The organism is Desmospora profundinema (assembly GCF_031454155.1).
Lineage (GTDB): Bacteria > Bacillota > Bacilli > Thermoactinomycetales > DSM-45169 > Desmospora > Desmospora profundinema.
In genome coordinates this window covers 295123-321037 of record NZ_JAVDQG010000004.1, presented here as the reverse complement: position 1 = coordinate 321037, position 25915 = coordinate 295123, and the positions used below count along the sequence as shown (strand labels likewise).

General features: G+C 49.6%; 18 protein-coding genes. 2 read left to right on the top strand and 16 right to left on the bottom strand.

The window, feature by feature from the left end:
* Nucleotides 1–112 precede the first annotated feature (112 nt).
* The 11 genes from JOE21_RS10545 to JOE21_RS10495 all read right to left on the bottom strand — a co-directional run bounded on the left by JOE21_RS10545 (nucleotide 113) and on the right by JOE21_RS10495 (nucleotide 13015).
* Nucleotides 113–1270 (bottom strand): GNAT family N-acetyltransferase, encoded by a 1158-nt coding sequence (locus JOE21_RS10545; RefSeq protein ID WP_309865750.1) that lies wholly within the window; start codon nucleotides 1268–1270, stop codon nucleotides 113–115.
* On the bottom strand, nucleotides 1258–2601 hold the full coding sequence (locus tag JOE21_RS10540; protein ID WP_309865746.1) for a F390 synthetase-related protein: 1344 nt from the start codon (nucleotides 2599–2601) through the stop codon (nucleotides 1258–1260). The genes JOE21_RS10545 and JOE21_RS10540 overlap by 13 nt, the downstream gene beginning before the upstream one ends.
* Nucleotides 2598–3458 carry an MBL fold metallo-hydrolase gene (locus tag JOE21_RS10535; protein WP_309865744.1) on the bottom strand — a complete coding sequence of 287 codons (861 nt, stop codon included), beginning with the start codon at nucleotides 3456–3458 and terminating at the stop codon, nucleotides 2598–2600. Before JOE21_RS10535 ends, JOE21_RS10540 begins: the two co-directional genes overlap by 4 nt.
* Entirely contained in the window at nucleotides 3430–4416 is a 987-nt protein-coding gene (locus JOE21_RS10530; protein WP_309865741.1) for an NAD-dependent epimerase/dehydratase family protein, read from the bottom strand. The genes JOE21_RS10535 and JOE21_RS10530 overlap by 29 nt, the downstream gene beginning before the upstream one ends.
* Nucleotides 4319–5560, bottom strand: coding sequence for an ATP-grasp domain-containing protein (locus JOE21_RS10525; protein ID WP_309865737.1), 1242 nt, complete (start codon nucleotides 5558–5560; stop codon nucleotides 4319–4321). Before JOE21_RS10525 ends, JOE21_RS10530 begins: the two co-directional genes overlap by 98 nt.
* Nucleotides 5550–6539, bottom strand: a complete 990-nt coding sequence (locus JOE21_RS10520) for a beta-ketoacyl-ACP synthase III (RefSeq protein WP_309865734.1) — start codon at nucleotides 6537–6539, stop codon at nucleotides 5550–5552. Before JOE21_RS10520 ends, JOE21_RS10525 begins: the two co-directional genes overlap by 11 nt.
* A 312-nt stretch (nucleotides 6540–6851) precedes the next feature.
* Entirely contained in the window at nucleotides 6852–7586 is a 735-nt protein-coding gene (locus JOE21_RS10515; protein WP_309865730.1) for a YqcI/YcgG family protein, read from the bottom strand.
* Entirely contained in the window at nucleotides 7583–8917 is a 1335-nt protein-coding gene (locus JOE21_RS10510) for a cytosine permease (RefSeq protein WP_309865728.1), read from the bottom strand. The genes JOE21_RS10515 and JOE21_RS10510 overlap by 4 nt, the downstream gene beginning before the upstream one ends.
* A 288-nt stretch (nucleotides 8918–9205) precedes the next feature.
* On the bottom strand, nucleotides 9206–10354 hold the full coding sequence (locus JOE21_RS10505; RefSeq protein WP_309865727.1) for an anti-sigma factor: 1149 nt from the start codon (nucleotides 10352–10354) through the stop codon (nucleotides 9206–9208).
* Nucleotides 10355–10932: 578 nt separating this feature from the next.
* On the bottom strand, nucleotides 10933–11664 hold the full coding sequence (locus tag JOE21_RS10500; protein ID WP_309865724.1) for a hypothetical protein: 732 nt from the start codon (nucleotides 11662–11664) through the stop codon (nucleotides 10933–10935).
* A complete protein-coding gene (locus tag JOE21_RS10495) occupies nucleotides 11657–13015 on the bottom strand; it encodes a purine-cytosine permease family protein (RefSeq protein WP_309865722.1) in 1359 nt (452 codons plus the stop codon). The genes JOE21_RS10500 and JOE21_RS10495 overlap by 8 nt, the downstream gene beginning before the upstream one ends.
* A 783-nt stretch (nucleotides 13016–13798) precedes the next feature.
* Here JOE21_RS10495 and JOE21_RS10490 point away from each other — a divergent pair.
* Both JOE21_RS10490 and JOE21_RS10485 read left to right on the top strand, forming a co-directional pair.
* Nucleotides 13799–15349: an HNH endonuclease gene (locus tag JOE21_RS10490; protein ID WP_309865720.1), complete on the top strand. Its 1551-nt coding sequence runs from the start codon at nucleotides 13799–13801 to the stop codon at nucleotides 15347–15349.
* Nucleotides 15346–15798, top strand: a complete 453-nt coding sequence (locus JOE21_RS10485) for an SMI1/KNR4 family protein (protein WP_309865718.1) — start codon at nucleotides 15346–15348, stop codon at nucleotides 15796–15798. The genes JOE21_RS10490 and JOE21_RS10485 overlap by 4 nt, the downstream gene beginning before the upstream one ends.
* 450 nt (nucleotides 15799–16248) lie before the next feature.
* On the opposite strand, the gene JOE21_RS10480 is transcribed toward JOE21_RS10485, so the two are convergent.
* From JOE21_RS10480 to JOE21_RS10460, 5 genes are all read right to left on the bottom strand, one after another.
* The gene (locus JOE21_RS10480; protein WP_309865716.1) at nucleotides 16249–16512 is read right to left on the bottom strand and encodes a DUF2651 family protein; all 264 of its coding nucleotides are present in this window, start codon (nucleotides 16510–16512) and stop codon (nucleotides 16249–16251) included.
* A 63-nt stretch (nucleotides 16513–16575) separates the two neighbouring features.
* Nucleotides 16576–17598 (bottom strand): DUF5074 domain-containing protein, encoded by a 1023-nt coding sequence (locus JOE21_RS10475; RefSeq protein WP_309865714.1) that lies wholly within the window; start codon nucleotides 17596–17598, stop codon nucleotides 16576–16578.
* Between the two features lie 59 nt (nucleotides 17599–17657).
* Nucleotides 17658–18419, bottom strand: a complete 762-nt coding sequence (locus JOE21_RS10470; protein WP_309865712.1) for a YiiX/YebB-like N1pC/P60 family cysteine hydrolase — start codon at nucleotides 18417–18419, stop codon at nucleotides 17658–17660.
* Nucleotides 18420–19109: 690 nt separating this feature from the next.
* Entirely contained in the window at nucleotides 19110–22088 is a 2979-nt protein-coding gene (locus JOE21_RS10465; protein ID WP_309865709.1) for a DEAD/DEAH box helicase, read from the bottom strand.
* 457 nt (nucleotides 22089–22545) lie between these two features.
* On the bottom strand, nucleotides 22546–25914 hold the full coding sequence (locus tag JOE21_RS10460; RefSeq protein ID WP_309865706.1) for a Swt1 family HEPN domain-containing protein: 3369 nt from the start codon (nucleotides 25912–25914) through the stop codon (nucleotides 22546–22548).
* Nucleotide 25915: the final 1 nt, after the last annotated feature.

Sequence of the window (25915 nt, the reverse complement as noted above, 5' to 3'; positions counted from 1 at the left end):
GTACAGTCCTCTTTAAGCGTCTCATTCACAACAAAGAATAGCGTCCAGCCTAAAAGAACAACTATAAAAGTCCAGTTTTAAGGGCTTCTCATCCCATGAGAAGCCCTTAAAATTACGCCTGATATATTTTTACCAGCGGCACCGCTGCCTGTTTTAGGATGAGGGTTAACGCCCGCCACGCTATCCGGCGATGGACGGGAAGATGACGGGTCAGAACGGCGCTGTATTCGATGGCCGATGCTGCCCCGCGGTACAGTTTGAACTTGCCGGCTCCGCCGCTTAAGTGCAGATGGAGCCCCCGCCGTTTTCCTTCCAGCGTCAGAAGCGCCGTCAGCATCCGGTACAGGCCTTCTTTTTGGGGGCGGGTCCGGTCATACCCGAGAAGAGGGGCGGTCATCCACTCATCCCGAATCCAATAGCCGATCACGCCGTTGATGCGGCCTTCTTTGCGCAAGGCCTGAATATGAAGAAATCCGGTTTCCAGTGCCCGGCGAATCCATAACGGAGTAAACTGGGGATTGTGGCGCGAGTACTTATGGATATAAAGCTGTTCGTACAAGTCTATGATCCGCTCCGCATCGTCGGCGTGGATCGCCTCCGGTTCCATCACCTCATAATCGCTGGATTGCAACAAGCGGAGATCCTGCTTCATCCGGCTACGCTCTCGCCGTGACAGACGGCGGTCGTCATCCTTGTGGAAGAGATAAATCTGACGGCTGGGAATGAGGTCATGACCCACATCGGTCAAGTCCTGCATCCACTGGGCATGCAAGAGTTCCGTCAAGGATCGGTAAGCGATCGCATGGTCGGGAAAACGCTCCTGCAGAAACTGGGCCACCTGATGGGTCCGGGTTCGGGATAACGGAACATGCAGATTGGTAGAGAGGAGCCAGTTGTTAACAAAGACGATGCGGTTGATCCGTGCCCGCCTCATCCACCCTCCAAGCGGAGCCAGCCCGGCCTGCACCCCCATGCGCAGGAGGGGATTCTCCAGGATCCGCAGCTCATCGCGCACATAGCCGATATATTGTGTATGGGGTGAGCAGACATAGGAGTTGTCATACTCTTCTTCATTGACGGTGACGGGCAGCAGCCATTCATCTACTTCCAAAAGGAGACAGCGGGTATCTATATTGCGGATCCAGGTGGAGGGTTTCCTCATCAGGGGGATCCAATAGTCCCGGACCGCCTCTCCATGGCGGTAGCGGGAAAAGTCCAACCCTTTCGCCGCATTCGAGTCGTGTAGACGGATGGGGGTCATGGGGACCACATCCGTTCCACCCGCCGCAGCTTTTTGTCCGCTGCCGGAGGTTGGTAGTAAGTGAAACGGATCGTGGCCGGTTGAACGTCCAAACGGTTAAACAACCGGATCATGGCGGCCCGCATCTGTTCTTCCGCCTGTTTGCGATCCGTTCCGCTCTGCTCTTCAAAGGCGACCGTGATGGCATCAGGAGCCTGTTGAACCACCCGGTATTGGACAACCTCCTCACCCGCCTGCCAGACGGCGCGCCGGATGAAGTCGGGAAACACCGCTTTGTTTTGAGCTGTTTTTTGGTCCTTCAGATAAAAGATATCGTCACAACGCCCCTCCACCCGCGCGATCGCGGAAAAGACCGATCCGCAGGGGCACGGTTCTTTTTTTAATACCAGGACATCGTTTAACCGATAGCGGATGAACGGTTGCGTCGTGCGGGAAAAATCGGTCACGATGGGGACGAACCGCCCGCTATCTTTATCAATCCACTCCCGCCCGATATGGACGAGATCTTCGTTGAGGTGAAGCGTACCAAAAGGACAAGTGGCGGCCAAAAACCCTTCCGTGCACTGATAAATCTGGTGAACCGGCTTCCCCAACTGCTCTCCTATGAATTCCCGGTCCCGGTTGTCCAGGACATCGGCCACGGAGACGACTTTGACAGGCCGGATGGCCAATCTCCCCCTCGCCTGTTCCTTACTTAAGGATAACAACACAGAAGGAGGGGCCACCAGAATGGTGGGCTGTTGCCGGTTTAGCCGCTCCACATGCACAGAAAGATAATGCAGCAGATCGTAATATTCAAACGACAATCGCCGCCGCCGTACCGAGGTATACAAATTGCTGTTGGCCCGCAGGAAAAAAGCGATACGTTCCCTCTTTGCCAATCCCCGGGGGAGAACCTTGGCTAAAATAGTGCCGGCCCACCGCTCCCGTTCTTCCTGACTGACCAGAAACAACCCCCGGTTACCGGAGGTGCCGGAGGACAAGCCAACCGTCACCTTTCCGATCTGGGGGGTGAAATCCCTCGTTTCCTCCGCTTGCCATGCGCAGCGCAGCGCTTCCTCCTTTTGAATTCCGGCGGTGTTTAATCGGTCAAAATGGGTCATCATCAACTCTTTATCCATCAAAGGCAATGCCTCAAGCCTCTCAAACGTCAAATCCGATCCGTCCCACCCCCTTATCGCCTCCCGAAAATGGTCGCGGTAAAAGGGGGAGTGTTTCAGGACAAAACCAAAATGGCGACGCATCAGCCGCAGCTGGCGAGCTTCCAACTGACGGCGGGACCGGACAGCCATCACCCGCCGGGTCCGTATGTACGCAAAAGACAGACGAAACAGGTTCATGCTTCCACCCCTTTCACAGCGGTCAACGCTTCCGGGCAGTGGGATGGAACGATTCGCACCGCCGGATTCTTGCGGTGAAAATCGACCAGCTGTTGAAAATGATGACGATACTCCTTTCGTCCTCCCATCACCTTGTATGTGAGGGGATGAGGCTCACTCTCCGTCCGGATCGCCGCCATCGACCAAGCCGCATCCGCGCAGAGTAAGGTGGGGCCCCGGTCACGGTCCACAAAAAAGAGTCCGTATTGTCCAGGGGCATGCCCCGATAAGCGGATGGCCAACAGCGACCCGTCCCCAAACCAGTCGAAAACGGTGTCGAATACACCGTAAGTCTCCCGAAAAGGAAAGGGGTCCTTCTCTTCGATAAATTGGACCCGTTCGGAAAAGTCCGGGGGCAACAAACCGGGGACGAATCCGTTTCGCATGGCGGCCATCCCCCGTTTGTCCCGGATGTGGTGATACGCTTCCCGGGAGCAGATGAAAACCGACTGGGAGAAATCCCGCACCCCTCCGATATGATCCCCGTGAAAATGGGATAAGAAGACATACCGGATATCCGTCGGGGAAATGCCACGCTCCCGCAACTGTTCCGTCAGGGCGTCTTCCTGCCGGAACACCACCGGTGTGATCCGGCGGTAGAGCGAATAGGGAAACCGGCAGGTTTCTCTGAAAAAATGGGTGGCATAACCGGTATCAAACAGAAGAAACCCCTCCGTCGGATGGCGGATCAACACGGCCAGGGCGTGAAAAGAGGCAAGGCGAAACGGGGCATCCCGGCGGCTCAACCGTTCGATTTGCCGGCAATAGCCGGTGCTAAATAGGGTGGATTCAACCGTGATTGCGGTGCCAGCGGACATATCGATCCACTCCTTCAGCAATTGGGATGCGGGGTTGGTATCCCAGTTCGTGTCGCGCCCGATCCAGGTTGAGGGTCTGGCTTTTCCCCAGGACGCTCACCGTGTAGCGGGTAAACGGCGGCTCCTCCATCCATGGAACCACACGGGCCGTCCACTCCATGATCCAGGCGGCATAAAAGGCTTGATGGTAGGAGACGGGTTTACCGCGAAGAGGCTGATCCAGCTTCGCGAACAGTTGCTGCAACACGTCGATCAGCTGGACCGGTTCCCCGTTGGTAATGTGATACTTCCGACCCAGGCAGGATTCGGGGGCCGTTTCACAGAGGAGAAGAGCGTCCACAGCATTATCGATATAGGTCAGATCTATCCACACTTTCCCTCGATCGATCAAGGGAATGAACCGTCGTTGGTTCGCGGCAATCAGCCGGGGCAGGATCGTCGTATCCCCCGGACCAAACAAGGCGCGGGGCCGGATCGTGATGACGGGAAGGCCCTCCTGGTATGCCCGGTCCACCGCTTGTTCCGCCAGAAATTTTGTTTTGGCGTAGTGGTTGGCAAAACGGCCCGGCAAGGAGGCGTCTTCTTTTACATCCAACCGTTCGTCGAAACGGAAGAGAAGGGATGGAGTGGAGACATGGACCAACCGCCGGACTCCCTGTTTGCGGCAAGCTTCGATCACCCGTTCTGTCCCGATCACATTGCTCTCGTAAAAATCCCGGTACCGTCCCCAAGGAGAGGAGAGCGCACCGCAGTGAAACACGACATCCTGCCCCGCACAGGCTTCCATTACCTGCTGGCGGTCTTGCAGCCGGCCCTGTATAAAGCGGATGCCCTCTTCTTTCAGTTTGGCACCGACCGCCTCATTGCGCCCGAAAGCCGTTACCTTTCGCCCCGACCGATGCAGGCGCCTCGCCAAGGCTTGTCCGAGAAAACCGGTACCCCCGGTTACCAGTGCCATCGTTTTCCCCCTCCCATTCGATATCTTGGGTGGTCAGCTTCAACAGCGGCAGATGCTGTTTGCGGGCGGTTCGCCACAGATGCCACAGGGAGAGACCCTGCCCCCAAAAGGGAGCCGGATCCCTCCAATCAAAGACGACATCCCGATGGGCGGCCATAGTCCGGATCCAATTCCACGGCTTCCCCTGCCGCCACCCGTACAACACCATCGGAAGCACCAACATCGTTTTGGTGTCCGCAGCGGGGATCACCACAGAGGAACAGTCCCCGCCAACCATCGCCTCCACCAACGATGGCTCCGTAAACAGGTGGATCCCGCTGGTGGCGCGCGGGTTGCATTCCAAGGGATAGAAGCGGCCGTCATCCCTTGATTGAATAAAATCAAAGGCGATCTGTCCGGTATAGCCGTACCGCTTCACCAGCCGGTCCACCCACTCATACACCTGCGGCTCCTCCTCATGACGAAAGGTCAAGGCGGAACCGAGCCCCGCCGTATACACCGTCCGGTAGCAGCTGTAAGCCGCCAGCCTCCCATGGTAGGCGACCGCGTAAGCAGACAGCTGAGGTCCCGCAATGCGCTCCTGAAGCACCCAGGGTTGCTCCAGGGAAACCGGCGGCTCCTCCGGCGGTTCCTCCAAAAAAAGCACCCGGGTGGCAAATCGGGAGTAGGCCGGCTTTAGGACCGCCGGAAAAGGAACCTCCTCCACACCACGCTTCCACTCCGACCGATGATGAAGAACGACGGTTTTCGGGACATGCTCTCCCGCCCGCTTCAGTTCCTCGATAAAGGACCCCTTGTGGTGAAGTTGCTCCAGCGTTTCCAACCGATCCGTCAACACCCGACAACCCTGCTCCAGCCGCTTTCGGTGCTTGGCAATAAAAAAAGTCTCCTCACAGGTGGGAATCAGCCAATCCACCCCATGTTGCCGAATCAGGGAAACCAGCCCCTCGACAAAACCGGCCTCGTCCCGGTTGGGACCCGGTAGGGAAAACCAACGATCCACCGCTTGGGAAAAAGATAGCAGCGAGTATTTCATGCTTTCCGCCGCCAACACCCGGTAACCGGCCCGTTTGAACAACCGGGCCAGATCCAGGGCGACCGGCGCCCGGCCGCCGGTGATCAGTACCGCCGGTTTAGTACGCAAGCACGACACCTCCGAGTGACGTGCCCGCCGATGTCCCCAGCATCAACACGAGGGAGCCCCGGGCAAGGCGCCCCTGCTGGACGGCTTCATGCAACGCCATCGGCAGGGATGCCGCAATCACGTTGCCGTGGTCTTCCAGAATCGTCATATACTTTTCCTCACGAATACCGAGCTTTTTCCGCATCAGCTCCATGGCGATCCCGCTGGCCTGGTGGGGAATCACCAAGTCGAGATCATCGATGCCCACCCCCGCCTGTGCCAGCAGCCGGTCCACAAACCCGGGCAAATAACGGGCAACCATACGGTAGACCGCTTTTCCGTCCATATCAAACAGAAAATACTCCGGCGGCGGATTGGTACGCGAATGATATCGGGTGCCCCCGCCTCGGATCCGGGTATAATCGGCTCCCTGGCTGTATGTTTCCATGCGGGAAGCCAGGATGCGCGCCGGACTTTCGGGTGCACTCTTCTGCACCACCACCGCCGCCGCCCCGTCACCAAACAGCACACTGCTTTTCTTCTGCTCCCAGTTCAACCCGATAGAGGCGATCTCACTAGCCACAAACAAGACCCGGTGGTATTGCCCCGCCTGAATCGCGTGGGAAGCGAGGTCCAATCCCGTAATAAAGCTCAAACAAGTGGAATTGATATCAAAAGCGGGAACGGGAGGAACTCCCTGGGTGAGCCGCTGGTGAATCAGAGCAGCATGACAGGGGATCGGCTGCTCCATCGTTCCGCTGACGGAAATGATGCAATCAATGTCCTCCACCGCCAATCCCGCCCGGCGAAGGGCTTCCTCCGCCGCATAAGCCCCCATCTGCGACGATGTCTCATCGGTTACAAACCACCGCGTCCGCACACGGGAACTTTTATAACTCCAACCCGGCGGCAGCCCCAGCTTTTCATCCAGCATCTCCGAAGTCACCGTCTGCTCTGGCAAATATTTTGCCGTGCTTACGATCTGTATCGCTCGTTCCATTTCTCTCTCCTCTGTGTTGAAAAATATCGAAAAAAGTGACGGATCCCGCCTGCTACATATGGTTCCATCAATGAATGAACGCCCATTCAATTCGTAATCATATCACATTTCCTGACAAAAAAGTCTATTACTTAATAAAATACCAACTATTTTGATAGTGAAAACAAAAGCCCGGATCTCCAAGCCGCCCGACTTGTCCATGTGAGGCCAAGAAAAACAGATCGAAGTTTCTTGCAGGGACAATAGCAATAGGCTCAGGGTTATACGAATGGATCGCTCCAGTCGAAAAGGCGGCGGGTTGTGCCGTTGTTGTCACCTTCGATGAAGCTTCTTTTGCCGATGGGGTTGAAACGGACATTTACCTTGTACCGGTTCGTTATCGTCGGGAAGGAAAAAGTGCTGCCAGGGGTGCTGGATGGAACCCTGTTCATCACCTAAGGCGGGATGGATCGGTATTTCATCATAGGCATCAATCTTGGCGCGAATGTTCCTGCGGGCTTTCACACCGGCCGATTTGCCGGGCATAAATGCCGCAAACAACGCCAGGGGTTGAAACACGATGACCAGACTGTTTCCCAGATTACGGCTCTTTCTCTTTTCATACAGCGGAGTATTGGCGAAAACGACGAATGACTCTCCATTAAAGCAGAAAAGCCACAGATACTCATCCGGATCGATCGGCTTGTCCTCCGGCCATGGCTTTGGATCCTGTTTGTGCAGGAAACGGAGAACCTCCCAAAACCGGTTTTTATATTCATTCAAGGATCGCGCCGATGGTTCCGGCTTAAAAAAAGCAGCCAATGTCAAGGGCGCCCCCCTGCTCTGCCGATCCACTTTCATATATGCCTCGATCGTGCGGGGCAGGTCCGACCAATCCTCTTCCACGTAGGTGTAGTAGACTTCTCCGTTCTTTTCCGCCTGCGTACCCAGGTAACAAGGGAACTGCGGATCGGTGACAGTGTCGTGAAAGTGTCGGTACTCATCTTGAAACCATTGTGGTTTTGCTCTCTCGGAAGAAAGCATATCCTTTCGTGAAAACAGCTTCATGTTGATGCACTCTCCTCTTGTGAAGAAGAATCTTCTTTTTTCCGCAATCGACCAAGGAATTTACCGATCATGAGATGAAGAGCCGCCGCCACCAATCCCGCATCCAGTGCCGGTACATGGGTTAGGGCAAACCAGCCCAACAAATCCGGGGTAGTCGCAAAAGCGACAAAGGCTCCCGCCGCCCACACCAGCATGGTATGCCAAACCAGCGCGGGAATCTTCGGTGTCTTGGCAAAGGCAAAATGGAACCGGGAAGGATTGATCAAAAAGTATTCAACCAGGTAGATCCCCCCGATGGGAGCGGTAAAGGGAGTGATATACGTCAGGAACGTGGTGAAGTTGTCGGCAATACCCAAAAAGCCCAGTGTCGTGCCGGCCAGCCCCGCCACAATACAGAGAACGGGCTTCGGGATGGAACGAACCATAGAAGCCATCACCAAACCGAGTGAATACAACGCATTATCATTGGTGGTCCACTGTGCCAACAGCAGGAACAGAACGACAAAGGTCCCCATTCCCGTGGAAATCATCACGATAATCACATCATCGGTCCCCATCAGGTGGACGAGAGAGGTGGCCAACAGAAGCATGATCATATTCCCGATAAAGAAACCGAAAAATCCCGATAGGGCCGCATCTCTCGTCGACCGTGCCCACCGGGCCACATCCGCCAAAAAAGTCCCCATCACCCAGCCGCTGATAACCAGGGAGATTCCCATCCCCAGTCCCAGCCCTCCACCAGCAGGCGCCTCCCACATCGTTTGCCTAATTTCCGAATGGCTGAACACATGAAACAACAAATAACCCAGCAACGTGATGACAAACGGGATCGCCACCACACTTAACCGTTCGATGGCAATATACCCCAATGTGGCGGTCAGGGTCATCAACAAGCCGCCGACAATGGTGAGCCACTGGGCGGAGATCTCCACCCCGATCGCTCCCGATATGGCTGCGTTAGCCGCATATCCGAACAATCCCGTCTGCACACCGAACCAACCGAAGCCCACGATCAACATTGCCAGCAAAACCAGCCGGTTTCCCCACTCCCCAAACGTAAAGCGAACGATCATCCCCATGGACAAACCCGTTCTGGCACCGATCACACTGCATAAGGCAGCTAAAATCCCTAAAATAAATGAACCGATGACGACGGCGATTATCACATTTCCCAAGCTCATCCCTTGAGCCAATGCTGAACCCAGCGCCACCCCCGACAGATCGATCCCCACACCCATCCAAATCAAGGTGATAGGAATCCAGCTTCGCCGTTCACTCAATGGAACGGGAGAACGCGCATAGTCATGCCTGGCAATATTCGTGGCGATCATGAACATCCTCCGTTATTAAAATGATCCATTTGACTTTAGTATTTTAACATCGACTGAATAGTTTGTCTATTATTAGACAGGATTCGACGGGTTTTGATAACATGTGACAATCCCGTTTTCATCACAAATAAAGCATTTAAGGCGGGGGTATGATACTTTTGTCCGAATGGGTATGTATTTTTAAGTTTTAGTAATGAACAAAAAACCGCTTTTCTTTTGGAAAAGCGGGGTTTCGATTTGCATCAAATAAAACCGATCCTTAACACGCCATCCTGGATGGGAGAGTGATCAGGTTTCATCCGCATCCCCCCAATTCCAATTCCACAGTCTCACTTCTCCCACATGCACCCCTTTTACCCATTTCTCTTCCTTCAATTTCAACACTTCTTTCGTCGGACCGGTGATGACGGCGCCGTATATCTGAACGCCGTTCTGTTCCACATAGCGGAAGCGTTCCTCCCAACGCACGGTAGGGAATCCCACGATTTGGTCGGCCATGTCGGCATGATCAACCACAAACCGGAAGGTATCCATAAAATTTTGTTCGCGAATGTCGGCACTGCCGTACTCGTCCATCTCCGGAAATTCAATCGACTCAGAGGTGACTGTCCCCAGCCCGAAAAAGAAGCGGCCTTCTACGGTTTCCTCCCTTGATTCAGCAAACCGATCCAACCAGATCCCCTCATGGGGAAATCCGATTCGCTCGTCCAACCAGTCGTCTTCCTCCCATTTACCACTTTCCTCCCCGGTGTCTACCGCGTACCACACCGGCAGGAAGCGGTATGGGTTCATGTGATCCAGCACTTCCTGGGTTTGATAGGGACGATCAAAAGCCAGATAGGCCTCGACAACCGTTCCTTTTGGCAGATTCTCCAATCTGCTCCAGCCTAGTCCGTCATTCTGCTCCGCCTCATGGAACGGTTCCCAACCGGGTTCATCCAATCGCCAGTCCCATCTCCGATCCGACACCCGATTAAAGAAGAGATCGACATCCAGTGTCCCCGCCTTAGTAAATTCATCTCCGATTCGCTTTTTTAGATCCGAGGATAGATTAAGCTTAAAGAAGAAACCAGTGGAGGTGTTCATACCACCCGTCTCCACATTGGGCTGCGTAAGAGCAACGGTGGCTTGTGCGACGTCACTGTAATTTTCCAACCGGTCTCCCGAGTCATAATAGACTGCTGTCAGCACGGTGAGTACGATCCCCACAACAAACAGAATCGCTGTCACCAGGGCTCCTCTTCGTAAACGGGGACCCCACTTTCTCCACCACTGAACCCGCTTCGGTACAAGTGACTCCTCTTTCTCCCTCCGCTCCTTTAGGTAGGTCTGATAGGCTTCCAGCTTTTCCAGTTCCAACTCGACCTCTGCCCGTTCCTCTTCGGTGAGTGTTCCCTCGCGATACTGCTTCCATTTTTCTTTGAAGTCCTCACTCATATTGAATTCCACCCTTTCCTCCGGCACTGATACTTGCCGGCTTGATATAATCGTTGAATTCGGATAAAGACTCGGGACCACAACAGTCTCGAAGCTAAGATAACGCACAAATCCGAAAAACTTCGCCCTGCACAATCATCCAACTCGCTTCTCCCCCCCTCGGCCCTCCCTCTTCATTTACGTTCATAGGAGGAAAAAGTTTCATCTACAGCTTTATTTTTCTTTTTTCAACAAGAACAGCCCGACAGTCTACACGCCGGACCTGGGATTTTCTAGTGCCCTATCCTGTTAACTTGATCTGTTTTTCCTGTCCCTGCACGCTAGTGTCTTGGTTTTCGTCTTAAGTTCCCATGCACTCATAGAGCAAAGTCTTGCCTCGGTCCCATTCGCCCCTGGGTCTCTCTATGCGTGGCCAGTTACGCCGCCGAAAACCAAACCTCCCTCCAAAGAAAATATGATCGATATTGGCAGAAGGAGCACACGCTCATGGAAACCTCTTTTCATAGAAAAAAACCGGGTGGTCCAACCCGGTTTATCTAAAAAAGCAGAAGCCTGTCTTTTGCGGATATCCACTTATTCTACTGGGGAATTTTGTGTTCCATCCATACGTTCGGTTCAATATAAACCCCTTCATTTTTCTCTACATTAATCTCTACTGGGGTTAGAGCACCGGGAACCACATACGAACCACTACTCATAAACCGCATCCCTGTCCATTCTTCCCACTCCGCAACCGTTCCCTCTGCTCGCACTCCTTCAGGCATGATCCGATGAACGGAAGCATGTAAACGTTCATGTACCCGCATCCAGGGATCAAACAAGTATCCATCTTCCCGCCGCCACTCTATATAATCCTTCATCGGCAGCAGGGGATACCGTTCTTTGTGATTAGGACGAACAGGGGCGATGAGTGAAGAAAAACCGTGCTGCTCCGCGATTCGCCGCATGACCAAAAGAATGCTCCGGCTGAGACCCTTTCCTTGGGCGCTGGGGACAACCAATCCTGCCAACGCACAACAAACATTGAATTCGCCTTCCTCACGAGGGTAAAGGTTCGCTGATCTATCAGGAAGACCCTCACTGCTCCCATCCCACCACAGTGGACTCGTGACTCCAGCCGCAACCATCTCATAGTCTTTGAAAAGTGCAAATTGGTAACTAGGGAAAGATTCTAAAAATGGATCCCAGCTGTCCCGGATCGCCCGGTCCCCCTCAAAAATGAACCGGGGAAATAACTCACGGGACAGTTTCGCTATCCGGGGAATGAGCTCCGGGTGCTCATCAGCCGTACGGATGTCAAAATCAAGCATGGGCGGTCTCCTCCTTCTGAGGTCGATTCAGGGAAGTGAACTTACCCAACACGAAATGCAGAATAGCCGCAATCAAGAAGGTATCGATGCTGGAGGCGGTCGTAATCGTAAACAATCCCAGTCCGCCTTCTTCTGCCGGTGTTGTCATGATTCCTACGGATGATGCACATACCCAGGAAATGATAGCCGTCCAGTATACCGGCGCTACTTTTTTATCTTGGATGAATGCAAACATAAAACGGTGCCGATTCAAAAAGAAATATTCCACGAGGTAAATGGCCGCAATGGGGGAAAGCAGCGACCCCATCAGAGTAATATAGACCAAGAAATAGTTGTGAATTTGGAAGAAAGCAATTGCTGACCCAACAACCCCAACAATTAATGTTAACGCGTACTTAGGCAGGAACCGAATCAGACTGGACAAGGCAAGACCACTGGAATAGAGCAGGTTGTCGTTCGTGGTCCACTGGGCCAGAATCAGGATCATAATCGCGAATAGCCCCCATCCGATAGAGAGAAAGATGTCGATGACATCCTCAATGCCCGTGATTCGTACTAAAAAAATCGCTAAGGTGATCATCATACTGTTACCCAGCAGAAATCCGAAAAATCCCGAAAAGAACGCTTGCTTTCTGGTCTTTGCCCATCTGGCAATATCGGGGCAGATCACCACGATAATCATCCAACTGGCCACCACAAAGGAGATAGCCGAACCTAAGGTCATGGTGATGCCACCTCGCGGAAGAGCCGTTAAGATGTCTGCTTTTCCTTCCGTTCCCAACACAGTTGCGAACAGACCACCCATTAAAAACAGCATTAAGGGGAACGCCACGATACTTAAACGTTCGATCGCGATATAGCCCACTGTGGCCGTGATCGTCATCAATACTCCGCCTATCACACCTGCCCAAGCGACGGGGATCTCGATCCCAAAAACCTCCAGTAACAAGTAATGAAGTGACTCACCAAAGAGACCCACCGTCACACCAAAAGCAGCGAAAAAGACCAGCATAATCACCCAAGTAACCACTTTTGCACCATTTTCTCCAAAAGCAAAGCGTGTGATGATTCCCGTAGGCAGACCGGTAGTCGCTCCTATGTAACAACACAACCCGCCTATGACGCCCAGAATCACGTTGGCGATCACTACGGCAATGATCGCCATCATGACTGTTTGCCCTTGAGCGAGAACGCTTCCGATAAGTGCCGCGACAATGTCGGTCCCCAAAGCGAACCATACCAGGATCATTGGAAACCAGCCGCGTCTATCTCCTATCGGAACCGGTTGACGTGCATAATCGTCCTTTGAAAAAAAGGTTAGATAATCCAACCCGCCTGTTTGTTTACTCAAAAATAATTCCCTCCCAGTTCTTATTACGATTAAATATATCATGTTTGATTCATTTTTCAAACGATTTTGTCGTTTATTTTTTATATATATAAAATTAAATTTGTGTAATTTTAAAGTACAGCCTGTTATTCGTTTTATGCACTATTATTTACCTTTGAGGCAAACTGAAATGGCAGCCGTTCGATGCAGATTCCGGGGACTTCACTCCACCCAATCATCCAATGTCGTTTTCATCCCCCCTCTACTTCCTTCCTTATCTATGTACACCGGGGGAAAAGTTGTACTTTCGATATAAATTTTTTTGTTTCCTTTTCAATTCGATCAAGTCCGGCAAGAATATAGCCGTACTTGGTCATTCCTTCTCTAGGAAGTCTTTTGTATGAGGTAGGACCCTAATGTTCATGGCTTTTCCTCTTCGAAATGTGGTTACTTATGTACATCCTTCACTAAAGCTGATATAGATGACAATCGAGGCGGCTTTAAATAAAGCTACCTAGTGCCCCTTCAGGTAACTTCGATCTGTTTTTCATGGCCTTTACGAGGACAAGTCAGTCGGCTTGGTTTTCCGTCTTCGCTCCATGCGTGGCAGAGTCGACTCCGCCGGAAAACCAAGCCTCCCTCCACGTAAACACGATCGATATTGGTAGAAGGGGCACTAGCGGTAACACCGGACAGGGATAAAATCAAAACCCTGTCCGGTTTTTTATGGAAAGGTTCTATTTACCAATTGACAAAATCCGTATAAGATGATAGACGGAAAATCTTATACAAGGGGAGAGGGGATTGAACAAATGGTTTAGTTGGATCGGTAAAATCATATTGAACAAGCGTGGGTCTCAAACAATTGAATATGTGGCTGTCATGGCTGGGGCTGCTCTATTGGGCATGATTCTTACCTCGGTTTTTGAAAGTAACGAGGTTCAGAATGCCCTCAAAGAAAAGATCGAGTGTGTCATTACACAAGAATGTAATGAGACCGAAGTGGCTTCCAACAAAAAATCCGATAAAGACTCATCCGGGTACATACCCGACAGCGTAATCAATCCGGCGGATGATCAACTTCCTGAAAGCGATCCCTCGCTAAACCCGATGAACTTTCATGACTATAACTGGGAGTATTCTTGGGAGCAAACGAACGATACGAGTCAGTCCGACGAAAAACCGCCAAAGGATGAAGGCTTCTTTAGCAAGTTGAAGCGAGAAGCCGGGGAAGCCTGGGACGGGTTTAAAGAAAAAGCAAATGATGTTTGGGAGGGCACCAAAGAAGTTACCTCCGACACATGGGATGGAATTCAATCCGGCGCGGAGGCGGCCTGGGAGTGGACCAAGGAGCATAAGGAAGAGATTGGCGCAGGCCTAACCATTGCGGCTGGCGTAGGACTGATGTTTGTTCCGGGTGGTCAATTCATTGGAGGTAGCATCCTCGTTGGGGCTTTAGTGAGCGGTGGGATTGCGGCTTATAGCGGGTCTGATTCCAAAGAGATAGCCCAAGCAGCCATGTTTGGCGGGTTAACCGGAGCGATTGGGGGAGGGGTTGGAAACGTCGTAGGAAGGGGACTCATGGCAGGTTTGTCACGGGCTGCTTCTAGCAACTTTATCCGTACCCGTTTTCCTGCGCTGGCAAGCGGTATGTCCGCTGGAGGAAGTGAAAGCCTGGCGGACGACTTTCTACACGGACGCAAGCTGAATTGGAAAAATGCCGGAATCGCCGCGTTGACCGCCGGTGGGATGTTGGTCGGGGGTAGCTTTGGTACACAATTGATGAATGCCGCCACCCCTACCGGACCGATGGCGGGGATTAAGGCGGCCAATAAAGCCGATATTGAAATCCCCAACGTTGTTAGTAAGCCAGTATATAATAATGTCGAAGCACCCAAATATTTTCGCGGTGAAGATGGGAAGCTTTATGCACGGTCTAATGAAACAGGACGCAAAACAAGGATGGTAAATCAGCAATATGCCGGTAAAAAACATCCAGATACGGGTGTACCATATGATAAACATGCTAATCCAATATTTGATTCAAAAGGAGACTTCCAACTAAAAGAAGAGTCTCTTCTAAGAAGCAGAAACTCTCATTTTAGAGAAATGGATAAGGAGTTATATAATGCTGTCGCTGTAAAGAAAGATGCACAAATCCGTTCAAGATTTACCAAGGATGAGCTAAAATTCATTGAAGATCATAAGAAAAAGCCACCCAACTATACATGGCACCACCATCAAGAAGTCGGTAAAATGCAGTTAGTAGATCGGGTAAAACACAAAGATACAGACCATACTGGCGGTTATGCTTTATGGGGGAAAGGACAACTAAAAGGAGGAAATAATAAGTGAATGTTTACTTCGATACTAGTTGGGTAAGCAAACATTCCAAACCAAACCTTACGGAGGATGAGATTAAAGAGGTCGAGGCAGCTTTAGGAATTAGTTTTCCAAAAGAATACAAAAAAATTGTACAGAAGTACAACGGTGCATTGATTGAGCCTAACGTTATTGACTTTAATGACGAGGAAGAAGTATTTGAGATGCTTATTGACTTGCTACCAAACCAAGAATTTAACATCGTAAGCACAGTGAAAGCTTTTCAGAAGCGCGAACGTCTCCCTGAAAAGGTTATACCAATTGCTACAGACCCAGGTGGAAACTACTTTTGTTATGATTTTCGTATCTCAGAAAGTCATCCACCGATCGTCTTTTACGATCACGAATTTGAGTGGGACGACGATAATCTGACCTATGTTCGACCCAATCTTACCGAACTGCTCAATGATCTGCGTGATTAAAAGTGAAAAAACCGATTGTAGGTATATTGTCCCGGAAGAAACGATTCCGGGACTTTTTATGCCCGAATACGAGAACACAAAAGATTGACAGGAATCGTTTACAATAGTGCTGCTCCCGTCAAACCCGTGCGATTCAGTTTCAACGTACCAGTAAGTTTTTTACTAAGGTTAATCCTCTTTTGTTTATGGCTTGGGAAAAGTGCAAATAACCGTTCAATCCGTACTAGTAGGCTCCAATTCGAAAAGCCCGCTAGATGGCGGGCGTTTTATATTAGGGAGATCGTAATTTAGCTCCTAATATTGTGGAGCAACCACGACCTTTCGGTTTGATAACTCAGAACCCTAATTGCTTCTTACTTCCTTTTTGAACTATAAGTTTTTTTACAAAAAATCAGGTAAAGCCAACATTCAGCTAGAGTCATTATAACGAACGTCGAAACCCGATAGGACTCATTTAGGATCCCGTTTCTTAATCCGTTTCATCAACTGTTGAATGCCGTAAACCATGAAGGCACCGAGAAAACTAAGTATCGTATTAATACCCACCCACATAAACCATTCCAAGTCTTGAAAATAGTACACCATATACGTTTGAAAGAGAAAAACGAGCAAAGGCCCCACCCAAAGACGCTTCGGCCAGATTTGGAATATCATCCCCGCCAAAAGTGAATACAGCGGAAAGTCTACCAGAATCGTTCCTGCCTCGATATGCATGTTATTTCCCCCTGATTCAATTATACGATCAGACTATCGTTAAACTTTATAGGCTATAAAAAACTATTCTTTGTTGAGAAGTACAAAGTCCTGTATTCCGATTGAATCCCTGATAATAGGTAATTCAATCCTTTTCTTTCGCTTCAAAGTTTCTTTATCAAAAATGCCGATATACCCCGCCTTCTTTTTCCCCCGGGGCATGATCGACAGTGTGTATACGTATCGATCATCTACATACACTCTTTGAAGGTAAATGTCATCCTCTTCACTCGCTTCCCTTACCTTTTTTTTCACTTGATACCCTTGATCCAATTTATATAAATACCCCTCTTCCGTTGTTACATAAAGATGTTTTTGGTCCGTAGCCACAAATTGGGGATATACATACATGTCTTCGTCCAATATCACTTTTTTAACTTTATGAGTCTCCGGATCAAGAACTACCAACTTATCCCCATCCTCCTGTGTAGCAGCCACAATCTTTCCTTGAAACATCTTCATATCATCCGCCGCTCCTACATCGGTCGGTTTGATAGGAATCTTCTTTCGTATTTTTCCTGTTTTTATCTCGATAATATAGATGTAGCTTCCTTTATCCTCATCAACAAACACATAAACTTCAGACTGATGAACGAGTACACTCCGGGTAAGGCTGGGAACGGTCGTCCGATTTACTTGGTTTCCCCGACGAATTTCCACTGTATTGGTTTCAAGATTAGTATTATAAAGTATGACTTGTACACCTTGCTGGGTGTCAGCAAAGGTATGTACATCGTAGCTACCCAATGATAATTTTCCGCTTTTATCAATATGCGCACGCATGTCATCATCTAATGTGGCCGGAAATAAAAATCCTCCGTTTCCATCAGAACCGATTTGAAACACACCCATCGCTTTAAAATCAACAGAAGATCGGATATCCCCTTCATCATCAACGACAGCAAATACGCTGTCCTTCCCTAAGGAACTAGTGTAGATCACCCCATAGGAACCATCTGTCAAATCAATGGCATCGGTAGAGTTGCAAGAAACAGTCAAAAGCGACACTGACAAAAGAGTAAGTAAGTGCTTCCATCGATGAATCATCTTGATTAACCCCCTTTAATCACAGGAAATCGTGGGGGTATTTCAACCCCCACGATTGTTCAACCCTTCTTATAATAGTTTTTAGTGTACTCGCTTTTGACTAAATCTACCGGCCAAACGGTGGGTCCACCGTCATTGTCCAGATCTTTCCCTTGCTTCTTCCAAGCCTTCCAAACCAGTTGCGAACAATAGTACTTATCGGTTCGATTCTTTTTGTTAAAGGTTTTATTATAAGGTTTTCCGATTTGTTTTTTAGCAAACTTGGCTGCTTTTTTGTGTGTATCTTTGTTTTCCTTTTTCACATACATTTTCCTTACATTTGAGTACCCCCGTTTTGTCCAATTATTCTTGCGTTTATGAACCCCTTTATCTGGATAGCTTTCCACTGTTGATTTAACCGTGTCAGGGTGAATAATTCCTGCATGCCCTACCAATCCTCCAATTTTGGAAGCTTGCGTATCCGTGGTAGCCAACACTGCTCCAGGAATATCCTTTTTCTTTTTCTTCTTTTTTGCCATCATCCCCATAGAACCTGTCTCGTCTTCCTCATCACACTCTTCGTCTTGATCATCACACTCTTCCTCTACGAACAAAGACCAATCGATCTCGTCTTCGTCCACCTCATCAACATAGTTTTTATTAAACTCCTCTGTCTCTTTGGTTTTCCTTTCGATTTCCTCTTCAATAATCTTCATTTCCTCAGGAGTAATGATCTCCTCTTCATCAGGAACATTTGCTGAAGCTGTATGAAGTCCAAATGCTCCTGTAAATAGAACAGCGGTAGCTACAAATAAGGGACCAGCAATTTTGACCTTTTTCAACTTGTCTTCCTCCCTGGAGTTAGGTGATAGATAAAACATTGTTCAAAATAATTACATCTAATTTTCCTTATGAAATACCACGCTCCTTATTTAGATGGGCAAGTTTTAAGTAGTTACAGGAAATGTAACTCATCTCAGTGAATGATAATACTATATAAATGCAAATTTGTCTATTTTAAAACTTCGACTAAATTCGACATAATTAGACACGAAAAATGGCCATTTTCATCTTATTTAAAGCCTAACTTTTAAAAGCACCTATTTCCCAATTGGATTATAAGTAATATGCAACCTTTATTGGTTTAATATTCATAATTATCAGTCCAAGTCTGATGGGTTATATTCTCCCCTATAGTTATTACCTCCTTTAGAAGTACTTGACATAATTTAAGAACTAATAATAAAGGGAGAAATAATTAGTCCTATTTTATCTAAGTTAAGTAAGTACACTACTTTATATAACTGAGGTAAAGCGAGAGCTTGATCGATGCACTATAAGCCATAGCCACTACGAGGAGGTTAATCGTTAGTGGCTTTTAAACAGATTAGTCGTCTCTCAACGAACCAAATCAGGTAAATAACAATGACACACAGGCATCATTGATCTCACCGTTAGCACTAAGCCGTGTAACGGAAGTGAAATCCCCCATTACACGGCTTTTTCCAAGGCAGCTCTCTTCAAGTCTTATTCTATACCATAAGCCAATCAAGGCGGTTTTTCTCATCTGCAAACAGATAGCGAACCAGCAATCCCGAAGGTTTACTTGTATCCTTCGGGTTCCATTTATCCACCGAGCCGAATACCAAAAAGCTATCCTTCGCTCGAGAAACCGCTACATTTAACATATTTTTGTTCCGATCAAAGAAAAATCCTTGCTTATTGCTCGTATAGACAGGAGAAAATAAAATGACTCGCCTCTCTGCTCCTTGAAGTGCATGGACCGTACCCACTGTCAGCTTCGATATGCCCATCTGTCGAAGGTGGCGCATAATGAGATGCTTCTGCCATCGAAATGGGGTCACGACTCCTACAATTTGTTCGATGGAGTCCTTATAGTATGCTTCCAGTCGTTTTCTTTCATGAAAAATCCACTGCGCCACTTCTTTGGCTTCCACTTCGTTTCCTCGACTACCGTATCGTACACTTTCATCTCCGCTTACCACTCGATAACCGATATGAGGAAGCCAGAAGTCTTCTAAATCATTTTCTCGTAAAGGTTCCAGCCTCTCTTTATAAGCCAATTCATTACAATAAGCGATGATCTCCGGAACACAGCGTCGATGCTCAGACAAGTACATACCGGGCATCTCTTCAAACTTTTGATAGATACTTAACCGTTGAGCGATCCCCATGACCGAACCGGTTGGAGAACATAAATCGGTCAGAGTCAATGACTCATAATCATCTACGTTTTGGATCAACCGATGCTTTAACAAATTAACCGCATCCAGTGTATGAGGAATATTGGAGATGGGCTCAATCTGCAATCGATCCCCTACGACAAGGGCTTGCTTTGCCAATGCAAAGGCTCCACCCGATATCTCCGGAACGGCTTGACCTGCTTCATCGACTAACAATAAGTCGATTCCCTCTGAAACATATCGCTTACTCTCATCCCATGTTCTGAAAAAGCGGGGAATCATATAAAAAGTGGAAACAAAACAAGGGGTTAGTTTGGCCAATCTACGCCATAGTTGACGAAGGGACTCCGCTGAACAGCATTCCTCCGATCCAACCGGAACACCTTTCTTTTTTCTCTCCGTCACTTCTAATAACCACTTTGCTTCCCAATAGTGTGTAGCCAACTGAAATGCCCGAAACCTCAGATTCTGATCTAACCATCCCGTCCAATTATCCGGCGTAGTCCCTTTATCAGCAAGCCACGCTTTCCAATCCTTCTCTTTTTTTATCCAATCCCTTTCAAGGCGTGACAGTGATTGAAGGCGCTGTCGAAGGCTTTCCGCTTGTTGTTTTGTCTCTTTCCATCGTGATTGATAATGGGAAGTCACCTCTTCTGTATGACCAGCATCTATGCCTAATACCGAACTCTCCTCTTCGAGAAAGCGTAGATTTCGCACTCGAATTCGTTCCCGAACCGGTGGGAAAAAAGAGAAGAGAGACATCCACCACGGCTCCCGGTCCACATGCTCTAGCCAAGCATCTCGCTGCTTACGGGCCTGGTTCACTTGCTCTTCGGCAAGACGTACTTTCTCTTCAAGATGAAGGCGTTCCTTTTTCAATGAATCGATGGAATCGAAATGTTGGGTTACTTCTTCCTTTACTACACTCCACTTATGAAAGCGGGAATGCGCTTCCTCCATCTCTGATACCGTCCGGCAAATTTCTTGATGCAAGTACGAAACGGCATCGGTAAGGTCGGATATGGAACGGGAAGCGTACTTACGACAACACTCAAGAAAATAGGCCTCCGCTTCTCGAAGATAATCATCATCTTGCTCCCAAGCCAAAATCGTACCGGTCCAATCACCGAACAGATAATGATAATTTTGAGCTTCTTCTTTTTTGGAGGCAGAAGCACAGTAAGTACCGTAACTGGATAAACAGGGAAGCCATCGTCCCGAAAGAGGGGATGTTGGATTTGGATCGTCTATCTTGCCAAAACTGTCGATGATGTTTGTAACCGCTTGGTTGTTGGCAGAGACTGCAAAGATGACTGGGGGCTCCTGTTGATGGAAAGCTGCCTTCACCCAACGGTTGGCAACCACACTATGTAAAAGCGTCGTTTTCCCCGTTCCCGGCGGTCCATTGACAGCCAGGATCTCACCCTGATCCAACGACAGATAATGGTGAAGCGTCTCTCGTTGTGAAGGGGATAGTGGAAAAAGCCCTCCCATCTGTCCCACATGTTTTTTCGCTTCCTCCCTCTCTTCTAATGGGGATAAAAGGGGTCTTTTTTCCCTTTTATCCTTTTGCGTATATCGGTGAAGCAGGGGAGAGTAGTGTTGTTGATCCAATAGGTGATCATAAATTCCCAACAGATGAAAGACCGCTCTACTAAAATCCGTTTCTAATAGTAAATAACCATTAGGCAACGACTCATACCCTTCCATCTGGAACTGATCCCACTCCTGCCCCGTAACCATACGAAAGAAATCCGAACAATAACGCCAATAGGACTCCCAACCCTGATCAGGAGTCGGTAATCGATGTTGATTGAGAAACTGGTCCACCGCTTCTATGGATCCAATCGTAGCGCGATCATCCAGTGCGGGTGTTAACAGCTCCCTCGGGATAAAAGGGGGAGACTTTTCAATCATGGAGAGCCGACCCTCTCGATCCATCGATACAGGAATCCAGATTAAGTTGTTCTCCTCTCGCTTTCCGGTCCGTTTCACTCCCTCAACCGACTGAACGATCACTCTTATCGGAGATAAAAATAACTGTACTTCCTGAGGGGTTTCATCCTCATGGTTGGTATCCGGTTTCCTCGATTTTCTCTTCCGTTTCTCTTTATCCTTTTCGTTTATCTTTTCAAAAACTTGTTTTACATTTTCGGGATCGATCTGTCCCATTTGTAGTTCCTTATTTGATACTGGAAGCGGATGTACCGTTTCTCCCCCTAACCGAGCACCATCAATTAAGCACGTACGCCAATAACGAAGAACTTTCGTCGTCCACGATGAAGTTTTCGATTCTAACGCTTCCATTCTCTCTCCTCCTATTTGGGCAATGTCTAAAACCAATTCCGACCGGACCCTAGCAAAAGAATTTCAATTCAATCATGAATACTATACTATTTCAAAACTCCTTTATATACTCCAGTATACTTGCGCAAAACGAATTTTTAAATGTTCCTTTGAGTATTTAATGACTTTTTCTTAATAAGTCATATACATATCCGGGTCTTTGGCTGATTACCCGAAAAAAGGTAAAATGTGCGCTTCCACACAGATCATTGTGATAAAATGTCACTGGAGTTTCCACTATGGTGCTTATTTACTATTATAAAGCAAGAAAAAAGCTCCTTTGTGAAACAGATTTGAATAGACAACCAAACCTATTACACAAAGGAGCGAGTATTCATGAAACATCTGCTCTACTTCGATCTTCTTCAATCCAGTATAATTTCAGGACAATGCCAGGGAGTGCAAGGTTCAATATTCCTTATTCCTCTTCAAATCCAAAGCTCTTAAACTTTAACGTCCGACTGTTCTCCGTGACTGTCCGAACCACATCTTCTTTAGCACCGTCGGGAAGATATGCTTCAATATCAACGCGAATCTCCACCTCGGCTCCATCTAGTTTCTGCAGGTGCTGAATGATTTCGTTCGCGATGTCATTGGCGTTGCTTATAAAACGGACCGGATCCAGTTGGACAGTTCCGAAGAAACGACGCAGTTTTTTCTCAGGCTGCGGCAGGAGATCAGGTGAAGGTTTTCCGGTTATATCATCATTGCCGGTTTCCCTGGGAGTAACCGGGGATCCATTTCCCCTGGCGGCGCTTCCATCGATTTCTCCTCCCCCATTTTCTCTTTGATTACCGTTTTCTCCACGGACCGTAACTATCCGCCGCTTTTCCTCGTCTTCCTTCTCCTGCTTCAATGCAGCTTCGGGTGCTACGATCACGGAGTCTCCGTTCATCATTACACGGGGTTCGGTGTTTACGGTTTGCAGGTTAAGATAACGCCCTCGTTTTTCGTCCCAACCTTCCGCATAAGCAAATGTATCCTCGATGCTGATCTGACGGATACCATCTTCCACCGCTTCGATCAATACCTGTCGGTCCCTAAGACGGGGGAGGTAAAGGTAGGAAGCGAAGTCTTCCCACAGTCTCTTTAACCCCACATGGTTGCTATCCAGAAAGTAGTATTTATTTAATGCCATTCGCAAGCGGAATGCGGCAAATTGGGTGATAAGACCCTCTTCCTCAAGAAGTTTCTTGCTGGCCCGCTTTGCCAGCGTCTCCGATCCTTTCAGGCGGCTTTCTTCCCACTCCACCGGCCCCTGGTCATCCTGGGTCGGATTTAGCAGCCAGATATACGTCTCCTGTAAGCGGGTTTGAACCGCATCATTCGCTTGTTTTCGCTTAGTATCCGCTTGTTTCCGCTGAAAAGCATCTAGGTTGAGTTCTACTTCCTCATCCATGATGGACTCCCAGGCCAAGTATTGGCGGATGGATTGGTTTAGTTCCTCCAATCGGGTGCGATCCGGGGCGAGGAACATCAGCATGTTCCGATAGAGGCGCGGACCGCTGCCTCTCTGGTTAAGAATGTTGTTCGCCTCGATCCTCGCCGGACTTTCTTCATTCCTTGCCGAATGGGGATAATTCGGTCCCAGGATTACCAAACGGGCCGTGGTCTCATCAGGAATGTCGGCACCCGATTCCGGTGCGATATGGACAGCAGTAAACTCTCCCCGGTCCCGCTGCTGGGAGCGAAGCCGTCGGAGTAATTCCTCCTTGACGGTCTCCTCATCCTGTTGCTCGGCCCGGTCCTGACCCAATCGAGTTACACTAGGCTGAGTGGAATACCAGTAGCGCTTTCCGTCCACATACAGATGAGTCGCCTGATCGGTCAGACGGCGGAGCGCATCTCCGAATGTGGCTGCGCTTTCTCCTGGCTGGACACACCCCAATTTGATAGTCTTCTCCTCAATCCCCCGGTTGTTGGCCCGTTCATGGGGGGCTGACCCCATATAGATGGTACGAGCCACGCGACGGGCAGCAGAGTAACGAGCGAGATTGGGGTTCCCTCGCTCTAGGGAGAGTGGCAGAGAACCGACACCGTCCACATCCCGTTCGATCACCGGTCTCCAGGGGTCATCCAGATATTTGGTCAGTTCAGACTGAACGGAGGGCTCGTCTACCGGGATCATCCCGGGCATGATCAGAAGACTGCTGTCGTTCCGCTCCCAGAGGGTATGGATAACCGCGGCCATCAACCGCAGAACTCCCCGGGTCCGCTGAAACTTGTCCAGACTGGACCAGGAACCATACAGGCGGTCAAAAAGCTCCGGATGAATGGGGTAGGCCGCCTCCATCCGTCGGCGGTAATCTCCTTCTTTACATTCCGATGGAAACTCCTGGGTCTGCTCCCGGTACAGCTGGGCATATCCATTGATCACTGCGTCTCGGGCTGCAAATCTATGTTGTTCGGAGATCGGTTCAAACAACCGACGCCGTACAATCTCAAAGCCCTCTTCCGTACTAGCTGGACTCCAGGCGGACTGGAGGCGAGAGAAGGTGTTTTTCAACCGAGCGAGTGCTTCCCGCCCCCCTTCCCCGCCCATCTCGATATCCGATGAGGGAATACTAGCCACCACTAGTGCACCAGGGGAACGTTTTGCCGCTTCCGTCAAGGCCTGGGCAAAAGTGATGTTTGCATCGAAGGAACCGGCGGGTAGATCCCTTTTCTCATAGGTCTGTCCTACATAGCGGACCCATTCATCGATCAAGATCAGGCTGGGGGAATACTGAGTGAAAAGCACCTGTAGGACATCCGAACCCGGACTGATTCCTTTTTGGTCAGATTCCGCCACCATAGCATATCCTTCGACCCCTCCCAGTTGCCAGGCCATCTCTCCCCACAGGGTATGGACCACAGTACCGTCTTCTTTTTTATCGGTCTGACCCGGAGACAGAGCCGTTCCGACCAGTACCGCCCGGTAAGCCCGGGCCCAATCCACGCCGGTTTCCTGCATTAACTCTTCCACACCAGCCAGCTCTTGAGGCGGAGTCTTTCCAAAGAGATGATACAGTGCCAACATGGAGTGGGTTTTCCCACCACCGAAGTTGGTCTGCAGTTCCACTGCCGGTGCACCACCCTTTCCGGCGGTTCGAAGCAGGGCATCCTTCAACAGGTTACTAAGTCCCTCCGTAAGAAAGGTCCGACGGAAAAATTCCTTTGGATCACTATATTCCGGTGCACCTTCTCCCCGGTGCACCTGTGCCAGATCAGCGGCAAACTCCGCCTGCTGATATCTCCCCGAGGAGACATCCGGGTGGGGGGTGACAATCTCTCGCCAGGGCTTAAGACCGGTAGAGGGTTGTCCTTGAATCGGGGTGGAAGAGGCTTTCCGTTTTTCCCACCGAGCTTTTTCGGCAAAGCTGTTTCGGAGAAGCTCCTGTTTCATCTCGCCGACTTCCCTGGCTTCCTTCGCCGAAATGGCGGTCAATAACCGTTCCATACTGTCCAGGGCCCGGTAAGCATCATCGGTGGAGAAGGATTGCTGGTGGGCCCAGTTGTTCCGCACATCCCGCAACTCAAAAACAAGTGTGCGTTCTGATCGGCCCAGGGGCTTCCCGAAGACATCGTGCCATAAGTTGCCGATCAGGACGAACATCGCCTGCACATCCATCAACACTTCGGCCCCGTCCTTTCCCTGCCAGCTCATGGCCTGGCGCAGAATTTCCTCCGTCTTCTCTTTCCAGGCGGGTCCGTAACGGCCATTCATCTCCCGTTCGATAAAGGGGGCCAGGCCCTGTTTCAGCAGTTCCAAGCCTTTTCCGATCCGTTCTGAATTGCTTACGGCCATT